The sequence below is a fragment of the Streptomyces sp. NPDC056128 genome, assembly GCF_042263835.1.
In the GTDB taxonomy this organism is placed as follows: Bacteria; Actinomycetota; Actinomycetes; order Streptomycetales; family Streptomycetaceae; genus Streptomyces.
The window spans coordinates 235,225-249,726 of sequence record NZ_JBHJVQ010000005.1; the positions used below are offsets into that span (position 1 = coordinate 235,225).

The window sequence follows — 14,502 nt, forward strand, 5'->3', positions numbered from 1 at the left end:
TTCACGTGCCCCAGAGTGCCCGGGTACCTCACAACTGAACATCTATCTTTGGGCAAGACTTAACTCAGTGGCGTCATCTCTCGCAAGCGGACGACGCGCTCAGAGGCTACGCACCTCCGCGTGTCGACCGGGTAGAGGGGTTGTGAGCGGATGATGGAGAGTTCGGGGCGGCCCGGGCGGAGCAGCGGTTACCCGTGCGTAGCGCTGCTGGCTGCGGCGTTGCGGGATGACCGGCCGTGCGGGCGGAGGTTCTAAAGGGCAGTCATGGGAGGCGAACAGGTCACCGGAATCTGCCCGACCGGATCGCGCCGGGCAGAAAGCGGAACGACTAGCGTGAGGCGCGGCGGCCTTCGCACAGGGCCGTCTCGACGGCCGCTTCGATGTCGTCGCTCTGTGCGTCCGAAGCGCCCGGGCCGAGGTTCGCCATGACCGTCACCTGCCGGCCGCCGGCCGCGATGCCGGTGGCGGTCTCGAAGCCGAGGAAGTCACCGGTGTGTCCCCAGTAGAGACCGCCGCAGGGGAGCGGCGAGCTCTCCAGACCGAGGCCGTAGGCCCGGCCGTCCGAGCCGCCCGTCGGACGGGTCCGCATCATCTCCCGCTGCTGGGCCGGGCGCAGCAGCGCGCCGTGCAGGAGCGCCGACATGAACCGGTTGACGTCGGAGGCGCTGGAGATCAGCTCACCGGCCGCGCCGCCGATGGTGGGGCTGACCGCGGTGACGTCCACGAGTGGCGCGTCCGGGCCCGGCCGGGCATACCCGCGCGGGTGCGGTCCGGGGATGCCGGAGGCGTCGCCCGGCGCGAAGGTGTCGTGCAGGTGCAGCGGCCTGATGACGCGTCGCCGGATCTCATCGGCGTAGGAACGGCCGGTGACCTTCTCGATGATCATGCCTATGAGGAGGTAGCCGGTGTTGGAGTAGCGCCAGCCGGTCCCCGGTTCGAAGGTCGGGGGGTGGGCGAGCGCGATGTCGAGGAGTTCGCGGGTGTCGCGGTGGGCCAGCGGGTCCGCGACGATCTCCTGCGGGCGGAGGTGCTGCAGGAAGTCGGGTACGCCGCTGGTGTGCTGGAGCAGTTGCCGGACGGTGATCGCCCGTCCGTCGTTGCCGTGCCCGCGGACGACGCCGGGCAGATAGCGCTCCACCGGCGCGTCGAGGCGCACGCGCCGCTCACCCGCCAACTGCAGCAGGACCGTTGCCACGAACGGCTTGGTCATGCTGCCGAGCCGGAACCTGCTGTCACCACGCACCGGCGTGCGGCTCCGCACATCGGCGACTCCGCTGGTGAGCACCGTAGTGCCGCCGCGCCTGGTGCGTACTTCGGCGAGCGCTCCGGGCGCACCGTCGACCGTGGTGATGCGCTGCAGGACGGCGCGCAGCCGGGCATGGTCCGAGGTCCGCGCATGGTCCGACGTGGGGGAGGCCGAGAGGGCGCTGCCTGTCGACGCGCTCCCCACGACCCCGATGGCCATGACCAGGGCCAGGGTGAGTAAGCCGCCTCGCGCTCGCCTGCGTTTGATCACGTGGACTCCTTGGTCGTCGAGGCACCGGTGCCGGCGCCGTACCAGGATGTCCACGAGGAGCGAGCCGGTGCGATGGGGTGACCGGCAGGATGCGGGGTGGGGCTAACCCCCCGCATACATTGCGCGGCAACCGGCTCCAGAACCGGCCCGCCTCAAGACCGGCCGTCATCCGGTGTGCTCCCGGCCGATGACTTACGCCCCGATCGCCGGTCTTTATCTCCAGGACGCCGTCAACCGCCACCGCAGTCCAGGAGCCGATCATGACCACGACCTATACGTTCGACGTCTTCTCCAGCCTCGACGGCTTCGGCGCCGCCGGAGGCGACTGGACCGGCTACTGGGGCAAGCAGGGCCCCGAACTCCTCGACCACCGCCTCGCCCTGTACGACGAGGAGCAGCGGATGGTCTTCGGAGCCAACACGTACCGGGCGTTCGCCCAGATGCTGGCCGAGAGCACCGAGGGATCCGACGTGCGCGACCCTTGGGTCACCCGGATGCGCAACCTGCCGACGACCGTGGTGTCGACCACCCTGGAAGGACCCCTCGACTGGCCGGACGCGACCATCGCGAGCGGTGACGCCGTCGACGTCGTCGCCCGGCTCAAGGAGGAGTCGGCGGTGCCGTTGCGCTCCCACGGCAGCCTGTCGATGAACCGCGCCCTGATGGCCGCCGGCCTGGTCGACCGCGTCCAGGTGACGCTCTTCCCGGTGATCACGGGGAAGAGCGGGCTCGACCCGGTCTTCCAGGGCGCGGACGACTTCGATCTCGAACTGATCGACCGGCGGACACTCGACGGCCACATCCAGGAACTGGTCTACCGGCCGACCCCGCACGCGTGAATCGGTCGCTCCCGCGCACCGAGGTCAGTGACCGTGCGGCCGGAGCCACCCCGGCCGGTGCAGGGACGGCCTGCGATGCCCCGCAGGCTCGGCCGTGGGGTCGGCGGGTGCGTTCTGGCCCTCCACGCGGCCGGCGAGTTCGTCGCGCTCCGCGTAGGCCTGCCGGGCGGCCAGCCGGTCCGTGCGGCGCTTCTTGCTGCGGTGGCGGGCCAGCACCGTCCCGGCCAGCAGCATCCACATGCCCAGGCCGAAGATCAGGGTCAGCGCGATACCCCCGAGGAACGCCCCCAGCGTGCTGATCGTGAAGGGCTCGTTCCCCATCAGGGTCACCGTGTAGTCCGGACCGCCGGACAGGTTGTCCGCGATCAGCAGGCCTGTGAAGGCGGCGGCGCCCGCCATCAGCAGGAGACCCAGCACCAGCATGGTTCTCACCTCGTCGCATCTGGATGTCCTCCAGACGGGTTACCGGGAGGAATGGGGCAAAACGTGGCGCGGGGTGGCCGGCGGAACCGGGTCAGGGGCGCGGTGGCGCCCCCGGGGCGCGGCGTTCGCCGGTGACCTTCGAGGACGGGAGGCGTCCGGCCTTCGAGGTGCCGCTCAGGGTGTCGCCGTCGATCGTCACGTCGAACGCCAGGTTCAGCCGCATGGGCTTGGTGATGGCCTGCTTCCACGTGAGCCGGCCGCCGTCGAGGGCGACGTCGCCGAGAATTACTTCCTCTCCTGATCCACGGGCGGTTCCGGTCAGTACGCCGTCCTGGCGTCGGAACTCGGCCACGGCGCCGATCCGCCCGATGGGGGTGGAGATGGCGAGGTCCCAGGTGCCTTCGGGTGACATGTCGCTGTGCTTCCTCATGGTGTGGGTGGGTCGGGGGACGTGGGGGTGCGTCAGAACGGGGTCGGCTCGGGGCCCTCGGCGCGCCAGACGGTGCCACGCCGCTCATGAGCGAACAGCACCTCCACGGCGTGCGCGACGCGCGGGCCGACCTCGCGTTCCAGCAGGTACAGGCCCAGGTCGAGTCCCGAGGTGACCCCGGCGCCGGTGACCAAGTCGCCGTCGTCCACGACACGGGCGCTCACCGCGTGGACGCCCGTGGCGTCGAGCATGTCCAGGCCCATGTGGTGGGTGGTGGCGTGGCGTCCCTCCAGCAGGCCCGCCATGGCCAGTACGAGGGAGCCGCCGCAGACGGCGCTCACCGTCACCTCCGGGTTCTCCATCGCCGCCTTCAGCAGTGCGGGCAGTTCGGTGGTGAGGGTGCGGCCCAGCAGGACGGGGATGGACTCCTCCCGCTGTTCCGCCTCTGTCGCTCCCGCCTCGTGATCGGGGGTCTCGGCGGGGTCACCTATGCGGCCTGCCGCGCCCGGGAGGAGGACCAGTCCTGGGCGGTCCGGGTCGAGGGCGGCCGTGGCGCGCAGCGCCAGCCCTCCGGTTCCGCCGACCACCTCGCGCGGTCCCTCGGCGGAGACCAGTTCCACGGTCACCGCGCCGGGTGCGGCGCTGCCGCCGGCGGACAGCACCTCGAAGGGGGCGACGACATCGAGCGGATCGAAGCCGTCGAACAGGACGATCTGGGCGTGCATGAAGGGGTCCTTCGGAAGGAGGAGGGGGCGGGGGAGAGGTCGTCCGGGCCGTGCCGGGGATGCCCCGAACGTATGGCTTGTCACCCCCGCCTCCCAGTGGCAAAAGTGACGCCTGTCAACGGGATGGAGCCACTACCGCTCTCTGACTAAATTAGTAATAATCGAGGCCCGGGGAAGGAGAGAGGGACACCGACGATGAACCAGCCCGCACCAGCGCCCGCCGCCCGCTTCACCGGCCGCACGGCCGTGGTCACCGGAGCCGCCTCCGGCATCGGGGCCGCCACGGCCGGACGCCTCGCCCGGGAAGGTGCCGCCGTGATCCTCGCCGACGTCGACGAGGCGCGCGGGACAGCCGTCGCCGAGCGGATCGCCGCGGCAGGGGGCCGGGCCCGGTTCGTGCCCGCCGACGTCGCCTCCGAGGACGACTGGGCCCGGATCGTCACCGCCGCGCACGCCTTCGGTCCGGTGGACGTACTCGTGAGCAACGCCTGCACCGTCGACGTCACCCCCGCCCACGACCTGACCCTCGCCTCCTGGCAGCGGCAGCTCGACGTCAACCTCACCGGCGGCTTCCTCGGCTTCCGGGCCGCCCTGCCCGACCTGCGCGAGCGGCGCGGCGCCGTGGTGCTGACCTCGTCCGTCCACGCCCACAAAGGCATCCCCGGGCACCCGGCCTACGCCGCCTCCAAGGGCGCCCTGCTCTCCCTGTGCGGCCAGCTCGCCGTCGAGTACGGACCCGAGGTCCGCGTGAACGCCGTCCTGCCCGGCCCGATCCTCACGGCCGCCTGGGACAGGGTGCCGGAGGCGGACCGGGAACGCAGCGTCGCCGAGACCGCCGCCCGGCGCTTCGGCACCCCCGAGGAGGTGGCCGCGGCCATCGCCTTCCTGAGCGCCGACGAGTCCTCCTTCATCACCGGATCACACCTGCTCGTGGACGGCGGCTGGAGCGTCGTCAAAGCCTCCGCCTGACCCCGACCCGTACCGGAAAGGCCGTACGACATGACGCCCTACGCCCGCCGCGGCGTACACGGCCAGACCGTGGAAGCCCTCGCCCGCCGCATCCTGGGCGGACGGATTCCCGAGGGAGCCACGCTCGATCTGGTCGCGCTCCAGAGCGAGCTGGACGTGAGCCTGACCGCACTGCGCGAGTCGCTGAAGGTGCTGGCCGCCAAGGGCATGGTCGACGCCCGGCAGAAGCGCGGCACCTTCGTCCGCTCCCGCGCCGACTGGAACCTGCTCGACGCCGACGTCCTGCGCTGGCAGTTCGAGGGCGGCGGCACCGCCGGCTCCGACCTCGCACTGCTGCGCGACCTCGCCGAGGTGCGGGCCATCGTCGAACCGGCCGCCGTCCGCCTCGCCGCCGCCCGCCGCACCGACGACGACCTCGCCGCGCTGGACGCCGCGCTGGCCGCGATGGGGGAGGAGGACCCCGACCCGGCCCGCGCCGTGGCGGCCGACCTCGCCTTCCACCGCGCCCTGCTCGCCGCCACCCACAACGAACTCCTCGAACGCATGGAGATGGTGATCTCGTCCGGGCTCGCCCACCGCGACCGCATCGTGCACAGCTCCCCGCACAGCGGTGACCCGGTACCGGCCCACCGGGCGGTCCTGGACGCCGTCCGCGATCGCGACCCGCGGGCGGCGGAGGCCGCCATGCGAGCCCTGCTCGATCAGGCTGGCCGCGACCAGGAGCGCATCGGCAACCCCGACGACATGCGCGGCCCCGACAGCACAGGCATGACCGACAGCACAGGCATGACCGGCAACGCCGACCACACGGAAAGGCAGCCCCACTAAGTGAAGATCACCCGCATCGAAACGTTCCTGGTCCCGCCGCGCTGGCTGTTCTGCCGCGTCGAAACCGACGACGGCGTGGTCGGCTGGGGCGAACCCGTCGTCGAGGGCCGCGCCGAGGTCGTCCGCGCCGCCGTCGACGTCCTCGCCGAGCAGCTGATCGGCAAGGACCCCCTGCGCATCCAGGACCACTGGCAGATCCTCACCAAGGGCGGCTTCTACCGCGGCGGCCCCGTCCTGTCGAGCGCCGTCGCCGGCCTCGACCAGGCCCTGTGGGACATCGCAGGCAAGACCTACGGGGCACCCGTGCACGCCCTGCTGGGCGGCCCCGTGCGCGAGCGCGTCCGGGTCTACGCCTGGGTCGGCGGCGACGAGCCCGCCGCGCTCGCCGAGCAGATCGCCGCCCAGGTGGAGGCCGGTTTCACCGCGGTGAAGATGAACGGCGCCGGGGCGGTCTCACCCCTGACGACCCCCGCCGAGACCGCGGCCGTCGTCGACCGGGTGGCCGCCGCCCGCGAGGCCCTCGGCCCGGACCGCGACGTCGCCGTCGACTTCCACGGCCGCTTCACGGCCCCCAGCTCCCGCCGGGTCCTGGCCGAACTCGCGCCGCTGCACCCGCTGTTCGTCGAGGAACCGGTCGTCCCCGAGCAGAGCCACCTGCTGGCCCGGCTCGCCGCGGCCACCGACATCCCGCTCGCCACCGGCGAACGGCTTTACGGCCGGAGCGAGTTCCTGCCCGTGCTCGCCGCGGGCGTCGCCGTCGCCCAGCCCGACCTCTCCCACGCCGGCGGCATCTCCGAGGTGCACCGCATCGCCTCGCTCGCCGACACCTACGGCGCCCTGCTCGCCCCGCACTGCCCGCTCGGCCCGATCGCGCTCGCCGCCAGCCTCCAGGTCGCCTTCGCGACGCCGAACTTCCTCATCCAGGAACAGAGCCGGGGCATCCACTACAACAAGAGCGCCGACCTGCTGACCTACCTCGTGGACACCGAGCCCTTCCGCTTCGTGGACGGACACGCGCCCCGCAGCGACGCGCCCGGCCTGGGCATCGACATCGACGAGAAGGCCGTACGCGCCGCCGACCGCGACGGGCACGCCTGGCGCAACCCGGTGTGGCGGCACGCCGACGGATCGTTCGCCGAGTGGTGAGGCCCGATCACGCGACCGGGGTCCCGGCCCGCGGCGCGGGCCGGTGGCGTCCTACCCTGGCCGACGGCCGCCGCTGCGCGACGCCCGACCTGTAACACTCTGAGAAGGAGACCTCCTGTGGATCTGCGAGCGGCCCTGGCCGCCCACCGACTCGTCGCCATCGTGCGCGGAGCCGACGCCGACGCCGCGCTGCGCACCGTACTGACCCTGGCCGAGGAGGGCGTGGACCTCATCGAGGTGTCACTGACCGGCGAGGACGCCCTCCGGGTCATCGAGCGCGCCAGGGAGGCCCTCGGACCCGACCGGCCACTGGGCGCCGGCACGGTCCTCACCGCCGACGACGCGCGGGCCGCCCACCGGGCCGGCGCCGACTTCGCCGTCACCCCCGCCCTGGGCGAGGGCGTCCCGGCCGCCCGCGAGCTGGGCATGCCCGTGCTGGCCGGCGTCATGACGCCCACCGACATCCTCACGGCACGCATCCTCGGCGCGACCGCGCTGAAGATCTTCCCGGCCGCCCAGGCCGGCGGTCCCGACTACGTCAAGGCGCTGCGCGGACCATTCCCGCACGACCTGCTCGTGCCCGTCGGCGGTGTCGACGAGGCGGCGGCCCGCGCTCATCTGGCGGCCGGCGCCACCGCCGTCGGCGTCGGCTCCCCGCTGATCGGCGACGCCGCGGACGGCGGCAGCCTCGACGGCCTCCGCACCCGCGCCCGCGCCTTCCGCGCCGCCGTCCGGGAGGCGCGGCCGTGACCGGCGCACCCGAACAGGACGGCGCGAAGACGCGGACACCGGCCCAGTCGCCTTGCGCCCCTGGCGCGGTGGCACCGGCCGCCGACCGTCCCGAACCCCTGCTCACGGCGTCGGAGGCGCGGGCATGAGCGCCGCGAGCCCCTGGCGTCCCGCACCGGGTCCCGTGGTCTGCGTGGGGGAGACCATGGCGGCCATGTCGCCCGCCCCGCCCGACGCCCTGGACAGTGCCGAGTCCGTGCGCCTCTCGGTGGCGGGTGCCGAGTCGAACGTCGCCATGTACCTCGCCGACCACGGGCTGCCCGTCTCCTGGCTGTCGGCCGTCGGTGACGACGCGCTCGGCCGGCGGGTGCGGTCGGCCGTGGGGAAGGCGGGCGTGGACGTCTCGGGCGTACGGACCGACCCGGCCCGGCCGACCGGCCTGCTGCTGAAGGACCCGGGCGCCGAGGGCACCCGCGTCCACTACTACCGGCAGGGTTCGGCGGCCTCCGCCCTGGGCCCCGGCGTCCTGGACGACGACCGGCTCGGCGGGGCCGCCCTCCTGCACCTGACCGGCGTCACCCCGGCGCTGTCCCGGTCCTGCCGCGCCCTGGTGGAACGGGCGCTGGACGTGCCGCGTGCGGAGCGTCCCCACGCGGTCAGTTTCGACGTCAACCACCGCGCCGCGCTGTGGCCGCCGGACACCGCCCCCTCGGTACTCCGCGACCTGGCCGACCGCGCCGACATCACCTTCGTCGGCCTCGACGAGGCACAGGACCTGTGGGGCGCCGGGCTGACCGCCGCCGACGTCCGCGGGCTGCTGAGCGGCCCCCGCATCCTCGTCGTCAAGGACGGCGGGCGGGGCGCGACCGCGTTCACCGAGGACGGCGCGTGCACGGTGCCCGCCCTGAAGACGGACGTCGTCGAACCGGTCGGCGCGGGCGACGCGTTCGCCGCCGGATTCCTCGCCGGACTGTGGCGAGGCACCGACCTCACCCGGGCCCTGCGCCTCGGCCACATCACGGCGGCGTCCGCGCTGCGGGTGGTCGGGGACCACGGGATCCTGCCCGACGCGGCCACGATCGGGGCGCTGCTGGACCTCACCGACGAGGACTGGAAGGCGGCCGCCCGGCCCTGACCCGGCGGGACGGCTACGCGCCTCAGGCGCCGATGTCGTACAGGACGAACTCCTCCCACGAACCCGTGATCTCGGCGGAGCGGGCGCGCAGCGCGTACTGGAGCGAACCGGTGTAGCCGTTCTCCATGGTGACGAAGAGCCCGTTCAGCGTGGACTGCAGCGCGTAGCGCTCCAGGTCCTCGTTGTAGAAGAGGACGAACCGCTCCCAGCCGCCCACACTCGTGGAGCGGGCGCGCAGGACGTTCCGCGCGCTGCCGGTGTAGTTCTTCTCCACCGCCACATAGCGGTTGTTCGCGAGGGAACGCAGCGCGTAGGTCTGGGTGGCCTCGTCCCACTCGAAGGCGAAGCTCTCCCACGAACCGCCGAACTCGGCGGAACGGGCCCGCTGCACACCGGTGTTCGGGGCGGGGTAGTTCGCCTCGGTGGCCACGAAGCGGTTGTTGCGGACCGACTGCACGGCCAGCAGCTCGGGCTCCGCGGCCGCGAGCGGGGCCCGCCGGGCGTCCGCGTCGTCCGTGAGGCGCGACAGCGCGGACGCGTCCACCGCCTCCCAGCCGGCGGGCGCGGCGGCCGGCCGGTCGGCCACCGGTGCGGCCGCCGCCGCGGGAGCGGCCAGGGCGGAGGCCGCCACCAGGGCGCTCAGGGACAGCAGAACGGAGCTCGTACGTCTCACAGGAATTCCTCGGCTTTCATCACACGAGTGAGGCTTGAGCAGCATAGGGATTCCGTGGTGCGGTCAGGTCCGGATCAGATGGCAATTCGGCGAATTCGATGGAGATATCGCGGCATTACGGATTCCGCGGTCTGCCGTTAATTCGAGGGCAACCCCGCGTTTCCGGCTGCTCCGGCCGAGGCACCGCGGACCCCGCCGTGTACGCCCGGCTCAGTACCCGGGGTTACTCCCGCCGCCGGACGTCTTCCCGCCCGAGTCCCGGCAGCGTGGGTGGCGTGAAACTCAGCCGACCCGCACGCCGGGCCCTCCTCGTCGTCCACGTCGTCGCCTCCGCCGGCTGGCTCGGGCTCACCCTCGGGCTGCTGGCCCTCGGACTGACCGCGGCCTCCACCGCGTCCCCCGCCGCGGTGGAGGCCAGTGTCCGCGGTATGAAGCTGTTCGCCGACTGGCTGCTGCTGCCGCTCGCCGTCCTCACCCTGGTCAGCGGAGTGCTGCTGGCCCTGGGCACGGCGTGGGGGCTGGCCCGGCATCGGTGGGTGTTCACCAAGTTCTGGCTGACCCTGGCCACCACGACCGCCACGGTCTTCGCGCTGCGTCCCGGCGTGAACGCGGCGTTCACCGCCGTCGCCGGGGGCGAGTCGCTGCCGGACGCCGGGGACGTGCTGTTCGGGCCGGTCGTCTCGCTGTCCGCCTACGTCTTCATGACGGTGATCTCGGTCCTCAAGCCGTGGGGACCCACGCGTCGCGGCCGCAGGCTGCGGGCCCGGCCGTCCGGGTCCGCCCGGGCCCTCTCCCGCTCGGGCCAAGGGTGAAATCCTTTTCAGACGCAGGTAGGGTGACCGGGTGGGCATGACGCAGGGTGAGAGGACGCGGACGCAGGTGGTGACGATCCAGGACGTGGCGCGAGCCGCCGGAGTATCCCCGGCGACCGTCTCACGGGTCTTCAACGGCGGCAATGTCACCCCGGCCCGGGCCCAGTCCGTCCAACAGGCCGCGGCGGCCCTGGGCTTCGCGCCCAACAGGCTGGCGCGGTCGCTGCGCAAACAGCGCTCCAGCGTGATCGCCCTGATCATCCCGGACATCGAGAACCCGTTCTTCACCTCGCTCGCCCGCGGTGTCGAGGACGCCGCGCAGCGCACCAGCCTCTCGGTGGTGCTGTGCAACTCCGACGAGGACACCGAGAAGGAGCGCCGCTACCTGGAGGTGGCCCTCGGCGAGCAGATGGCCGGCGTGATCGTGGCGGCGGCCTCCCAGGACGAGACCGACCTCGGGCCGCTGATCGCCCGCGGCGTCCCGGTCGTCGCCGTGGACCGCCGGCCCCGGGACGCCGAGGTGGACGCGGTCGGGCTCGACGACCGGCACGGCGGTGCGGCGGCCACCCGGCACCTGCTGCGGGCCGGCTACCGCAGGATCGCCTGCGTCACCGGACCGCAGGGCGCCTCGACCTCCGAGGAACGCCTCGCCGGCCACCGCGAGGCACTGCGGGCCGCGCGCGGCGCGGAAGCCGAGGACGACACCTACGTACGGCACGCCGACTTCCGGGTCGAGGGCGGCAGGGCGGCGATGCGGGAACTCCTCGCCCTGCCCGAGCCGCCCGACGCCGTGTTCGTCGCCAACAACCTCATGACCATCGGCGTGCTCGATGCCCTGCGCGAGGCCGGCCGCACCCCGCCCGGCACCGGGGTGCTCTCCTTCGGCGACGTCCCCTGGGCGTCCCTGGTGCGGCCGTCCCTGTCGGCGGTGGAGCTGCCCTCGTACGAACTCGGGCGCACAGCCGCCGACCTGCTGCTCCAGCGCATCGAGGGCGGGGACTCCCCGTTGCAGACCGTGGTGCTGCGCACGAAGCTCCAGGTCCGGGAGAGCACCGGCGGCCCGGCTACTTGATGCCGGACGTCTTGATGGACTCCACGATCTGCCTCTGGAAGACGAAGAAGAGGATCAGCATGGGCAGCGCGGCCACCGTCGCCGCGGCCAGGATGTAGTTCCAGTTCGAGGTGTACTGCGTCTGGAACGAGGCGATGCCCAGCTGAACCACTGTCAGGTCCTGGTCGTTGGTGGCGACCAACGGCCAGACGAAGGCGTTCCAGTTGGCGAGGAAGAAGAAGATCGCCAGCGCGGAGAGGATCGGCCGGGACATCGGCAGCACGATGTTCCAGTAGACCCGCCAGTGCCCGCAGCCGTCGATCACCGCCGCCTCCTCCAGCTCCTTGGGCAGCCCCAGGTAGAACTGGCGCAGCAGGAAGATGCCGAAGGCGTTGAAGATCGCCGGGATGATCAGTCCCGCGTAGCTGTCCAGCAGGTTCAGCTCGCGGGCCACCAGGAACAGCGGGATCAGCACCACGGGCGCGGTGACCAGGAGCGTCGCGAAGATGGCGCCGAAGAGCTTCTCGCGGCCCGGGAAGCGCAGCCGGGCCAGCGCGTAGGCGGCCATCGAGTGGAAGAACAGGGCGGCGACGGTGATCACCGCGGAGATGAAGAAGCTGTTCCACAGGTAGCGCGCGAACGGCACCTCCGTGAAGACGTACACGAAGTTGTCGAAGGTGAAGTCCGTGGGCACCAGCCTGCCGTCGGTGACTGTGGCGCGGGTCTTGAAGGACGACGTCACCATCCACAGCACCGGCAGGACGCTGATCACCGACAGGGCCACCGCCAGGACGGTCAGTCCGGCGCGCGGGGAGAGCGGCCGGCGTCGGCCCCTCCGGGTGTCGGCCTGGGCCGCCATGGCGTCACTCGCCATCGTCGAACCTCCCGCCTCTCGTGAACTTGAAGATCACCGCGGAGACGGCGACCATGATCAGGACCAGGAACGAGCCCATGGCCGACGCGTAGCCGTACTCACCGAAGCCGAAGGCCTGTTGGTAGATGTAGAAGATCGCCAGGGACGTGCCGTTGGCGGGCCCGCCGTTGGTCAGGACGAAGATCAGGTCGAGGCCGCCGGTGATGGCGGCGACCGTGGACATCATCAGCACGAAGAAGCTGGTCGGGCGCAGCAGCGGCCAGGTGATGCGGCGGAAGGTGGTCCAGGGGCCCGCGCCGTCGAGCCGCGCGGCCTCGTAGTACTCCTTCGGGATCTCCTGGAGGCCAGACAGGAAGATGATCATGTAGTAGCCCATCATCACCCACACCATGACGGCGATGACGCAGCCGAGCGCCAGGGACGGACTGCCCAGCCAGGACTCGCCGTCGAGCCCGGCCGCCCGCATGGCCCGGTTGACCGCGCCGGTCTGCTCGTCGAGCAGGAACTTCCACAGCACGCCGACCACCACGAGGCTGATGACGTACGGCAGGAAGAGCGCGGTGCGGTAGGCGCCCATGCCGGGCAGCCTCTGCTTGACCAGCAGGCCGAGGCCGAGGCTCACGCAGAACAGCACGGGGACCAGGACCACGACGTACAGGCCCGTGATCTTCATGGAGTCCCAGAAGAGCGGGTCGTCCATCATCCGCTCGTAGTTGCCGAGCCCGATCCACTCGTAGCTGCCGAAGCCGCTGACCTGGAAGAAGCTCAGGGCGATGGACAGCACCATCGGGACGGCGACGAAGACCAGCAGCCCCAGGACGTCCGGGGCGAGGAAGAGCGCGGCGGCCAGCCACTCGCGGTGCTTGCGGCTGAGGCCGGGCCCCCGGGACGAGACCGGCCGCGCCTCGGCCACGCCCGCCCGGTGCTCCTTCGCGGCGACGCTGCTCATATCAGGCTCGCCCCCTTGTAGCTCTTGGTGTACGCGTCGATGGACCGGGTGGCCCGCTCGATCTCGCCGTCCACGCCGCGCCCGGCGAGCATGCTGCCCTGGATGGCGTCGGAGATCGCCTTGTAGACCACCGGCGGGTAGCGCGGTTCGGCGCGGCCGCCGGGGTATATCTCGTCCTTGAACCGGCGCATCACCTCGGAGTCGTAACCGCCCTTGGCGGCGCCGCGCTCCAGGGCACTGGCCCGGGGCGCCACGTCGGACTTGGCGCCGACGCACCAGTCGACCATCCGGTCGACGCACTCGTCCGCCATGGAGCCCAGCGCCCACACGCAGAACTCGGCCGCCGCCCCGGGGTCGCGGCCCTGCGCGTTGGCGCAGAACGACCAGCCGCCCAGCGCCGTGACGTAGTCGCCGCCCGGGGGAGTGGGGAGCTTGAAGACACCGTACGGATAGCCGGGCGCGAACGCCTTGAAGCTGGAGACGTTCCAGATGCCCTGCTGCCACATGGCGACGTTGCCGCCCTTGAAACCGCCGATGACGTCGCCGGCGGCCGGCAGGGTGCGCGGGGCGATGCCATGGCGTACCGCGTCCTGCCACAGCCCGAGGGCCTGACGGGACGCCTTGGAGTCGAAGGCGACCTCGCCCCGCTCGTCGAGGACGTCGCCGCCGCCCTGCCACATCCACGGGTACCAGGTGAAGTTCTGGTAGTAGCCCGGCTTGGTCTCGAGGACGAGGCCGGCCGTGGTGCGGCCGCGCAACTTGTCGCCGACGTCGAGCATCTGGTCCCAGGTGGTGGGGATGTCGGCCTCGGACAGGCCGGCCTTCTCCCACAGGCCCTGGGAGTAGAACATGGCCAGCGGCTCGACCTCCATCGGCAGGGCGTAGACCTTGCCGTCGACCTTGCGGCTGTCCAGGGTGGCGCCGAAGTCGTCCACGGCCGCCTGCTCCATGTGCGGCGTCAGGTCCTCCAGGACACCGCCGTTGTAGTACCGGAGGAAGTCACCGGGGGAGAGCATGAAGATGTCCGGGCCCTCGCCGGTGGCGAAGGCGGACGGCAGTTTGAATCCGTTGAGGTAGGTGGGCTGCGGCAGGTAGACCAGGTCGATCTGCGGCTTGTGGGTGGCGTTCCACTTCCCGACCATGTCGGTGAACCACTTGGACTGCGCGTTGATCGCCGGATCGGGCGAGCGCTGGGGCCCGTAGAAGTTCCAGAACTGGAGGTTGCCCCCCTTCGCCCGGGCCGTGCCGCAGCCGGTGAGCAGGGCCGGGGCCGCGACCGCCGCGCCGGTGCCCGCCATGGCGGTGAGGAAGCGGCGGCGCGAGGTGCCGGCCGGGGAGAGGGCCGGGTGCCCGGCTTCGTTGCCGTGCTGGAGCATGCGTGCGCTCCTGTCGGAGTGGGATGG

Annotated in this window: 16 protein-coding genes; 8 read left to right on the plus strand and 8 right to left on the minus strand. The window is 72.0% G+C overall.

What is annotated here, in order from left to right; genetic code table 11:
- Nucleotides 1-328: 328 nt before the first annotated feature.
- A complete protein-coding gene (locus ACFC1X_RS14105; protein WP_376352709.1) occupies nt 329-1,516 on the minus strand; it encodes a serine hydrolase domain-containing protein in 1,188 nt (395 codons plus the stop codon).
- A gap of 260 nt (nt 1,517-1,776) precedes the next feature.
- Between ACFC1X_RS14105 and ACFC1X_RS14110 the strand changes: the two genes are divergently transcribed.
- The gene (locus ACFC1X_RS14110) at nt 1,777-2,355 is read left to right on the plus strand and encodes a dihydrofolate reductase family protein (protein WP_376352712.1); all 579 of its coding nucleotides are present in this window, start codon (nt 1,777-1,779) and stop codon (nt 2,353-2,355) included.
- Nucleotides 2,356-2,379: 24 nt separating this feature from the next.
- Here ACFC1X_RS14110 and ACFC1X_RS14115 read toward each other — a convergent pair whose 3' ends face one another.
- The 3 genes from ACFC1X_RS14115 to ACFC1X_RS14125 all read right to left on the minus strand — a co-directional run bounded on the left by ACFC1X_RS14115 (nt 2,380) and on the right by ACFC1X_RS14125 (nt 3,933).
- The gene (locus tag ACFC1X_RS14115; protein ID WP_376352714.1) at nt 2,380-2,778 is read right to left on the minus strand and encodes a hypothetical protein; all 399 of its coding nucleotides are present in this window, start codon (nt 2,776-2,778) and stop codon (nt 2,380-2,382) included.
- A 91-nt stretch (nt 2,779-2,869) separates the two neighbouring features.
- Nucleotides 2,870-3,190, minus strand: coding sequence for a hypothetical protein (locus ACFC1X_RS14120; RefSeq protein ID WP_376352717.1), 321 nt, complete (start codon nt 3,188-3,190; stop codon nt 2,870-2,872).
- A gap of 50 nt (nt 3,191-3,240) precedes the next feature.
- Nucleotides 3,241-3,933 (minus strand): DJ-1/PfpI family protein, encoded by a 693-nt coding sequence (locus ACFC1X_RS14125; RefSeq protein ID WP_376352720.1) that lies wholly within the window; start codon nt 3,931-3,933, stop codon nt 3,241-3,243.
- Between the two features lie 195 nt (nt 3,934-4,128).
- Here ACFC1X_RS14125 and ACFC1X_RS14130 point away from each other — a divergent pair, with 195 nt between their 5' ends.
- The 5 genes from ACFC1X_RS14130 (at nt 4,129) to ACFC1X_RS14150 (ending at nt 8,740) form a co-directional block, all read left to right on the plus strand.
- Nucleotides 4,129-4,902 carry an SDR family NAD(P)-dependent oxidoreductase gene (locus ACFC1X_RS14130; RefSeq protein WP_376352723.1) on the plus strand — a complete coding sequence of 258 codons (774 nt, stop codon included), beginning with the start codon at nt 4,129-4,131 and terminating at the stop codon, nt 4,900-4,902.
- 30 nt (nt 4,903-4,932) lie between these two features.
- On the plus strand, nt 4,933-5,730 hold the full coding sequence (locus tag ACFC1X_RS14135; RefSeq protein ID WP_376352726.1) for a FadR/GntR family transcriptional regulator: 798 nt from the start codon (nt 4,933-4,935) through the stop codon (nt 5,728-5,730).
- Nucleotides 5,731-6,876 carry a galactonate dehydratase gene (dgoD, locus tag ACFC1X_RS14140; RefSeq protein WP_376352728.1) on the plus strand — a complete coding sequence of 382 codons (1,146 nt, stop codon included), beginning with the start codon at nt 5,731-5,733 and terminating at the stop codon, nt 6,874-6,876. It begins immediately after the preceding gene.
- 117 nt (nt 6,877-6,993) lie between these two features.
- Nucleotides 6,994-7,626: a bifunctional 4-hydroxy-2-oxoglutarate aldolase/2-dehydro-3-deoxy-phosphogluconate aldolase gene (locus tag ACFC1X_RS14145; protein WP_376352730.1), complete on the plus strand. Its 633-nt coding sequence runs from the start codon at nt 6,994-6,996 to the stop codon at nt 7,624-7,626.
- Between the two features lie 124 nt (nt 7,627-7,750).
- On the plus strand, nt 7,751-8,740 hold the full coding sequence (locus tag ACFC1X_RS14150; protein WP_376352733.1) for a sugar kinase: 990 nt from the start codon (nt 7,751-7,753) through the stop codon (nt 8,738-8,740).
- Between the two features lie 22 nt (nt 8,741-8,762).
- Here the strand turns inward: ACFC1X_RS14150 and ACFC1X_RS14155 are convergent, their stop codons facing one another.
- Nucleotides 8,763-9,413: a hypothetical protein gene (locus ACFC1X_RS14155; RefSeq protein WP_376352736.1), complete on the minus strand. Its 651-nt coding sequence runs from the start codon at nt 9,411-9,413 to the stop codon at nt 8,763-8,765.
- 275 nt (nt 9,414-9,688) lie between these two features.
- Here ACFC1X_RS14155 and ACFC1X_RS14160 point away from each other — a divergent pair, with 275 nt between their 5' ends.
- Both ACFC1X_RS14160 and ACFC1X_RS14165 read left to right on the plus strand, forming a co-directional pair.
- On the plus strand, nt 9,689-10,225 hold the full coding sequence (locus ACFC1X_RS14160) for a DUF2269 domain-containing protein (protein WP_376352739.1): 537 nt from the start codon (nt 9,689-9,691) through the stop codon (nt 10,223-10,225).
- A 37-nt stretch (nt 10,226-10,262) separates the two neighbouring features.
- On the plus strand, nt 10,263-11,297 hold the full coding sequence (locus tag ACFC1X_RS14165) for a LacI family DNA-binding transcriptional regulator (RefSeq protein WP_376352741.1): 1,035 nt from the start codon (nt 10,263-10,265) through the stop codon (nt 11,295-11,297).
- On the opposite strand, the gene ACFC1X_RS14170 is transcribed toward ACFC1X_RS14165, so the two are convergent.
- From ACFC1X_RS14170 to ACFC1X_RS14180, 3 genes are read right to left on the minus strand one after another with little or no spacing between them, the layout of a single operon-like run.
- Nucleotides 11,290-12,150 (minus strand): carbohydrate ABC transporter permease, encoded by an 861-nt coding sequence (locus ACFC1X_RS14170; RefSeq protein WP_376352743.1) that lies wholly within the window; start codon nt 12,148-12,150, stop codon nt 11,290-11,292. The genes ACFC1X_RS14165 and ACFC1X_RS14170 overlap by 8 nt on opposite strands.
- Complete coding sequence (locus ACFC1X_RS14175; RefSeq protein ID WP_376352746.1) at nt 12,140-13,099, minus strand: carbohydrate ABC transporter permease; 960 nt, start codon at nt 13,097-13,099, stop codon at nt 12,140-12,142. The genes ACFC1X_RS14170 and ACFC1X_RS14175 overlap by 11 nt, the downstream gene beginning before the upstream one ends.
- Entirely contained in the window at nt 13,096-14,475 is a 1,380-nt protein-coding gene (locus tag ACFC1X_RS14180; protein WP_376352748.1) for an extracellular solute-binding protein, read from the minus strand. Before ACFC1X_RS14180 ends, ACFC1X_RS14175 begins: the two co-directional genes overlap by 4 nt.
- Nucleotides 14,476-14,502 lie beyond the last annotated feature (27 nt).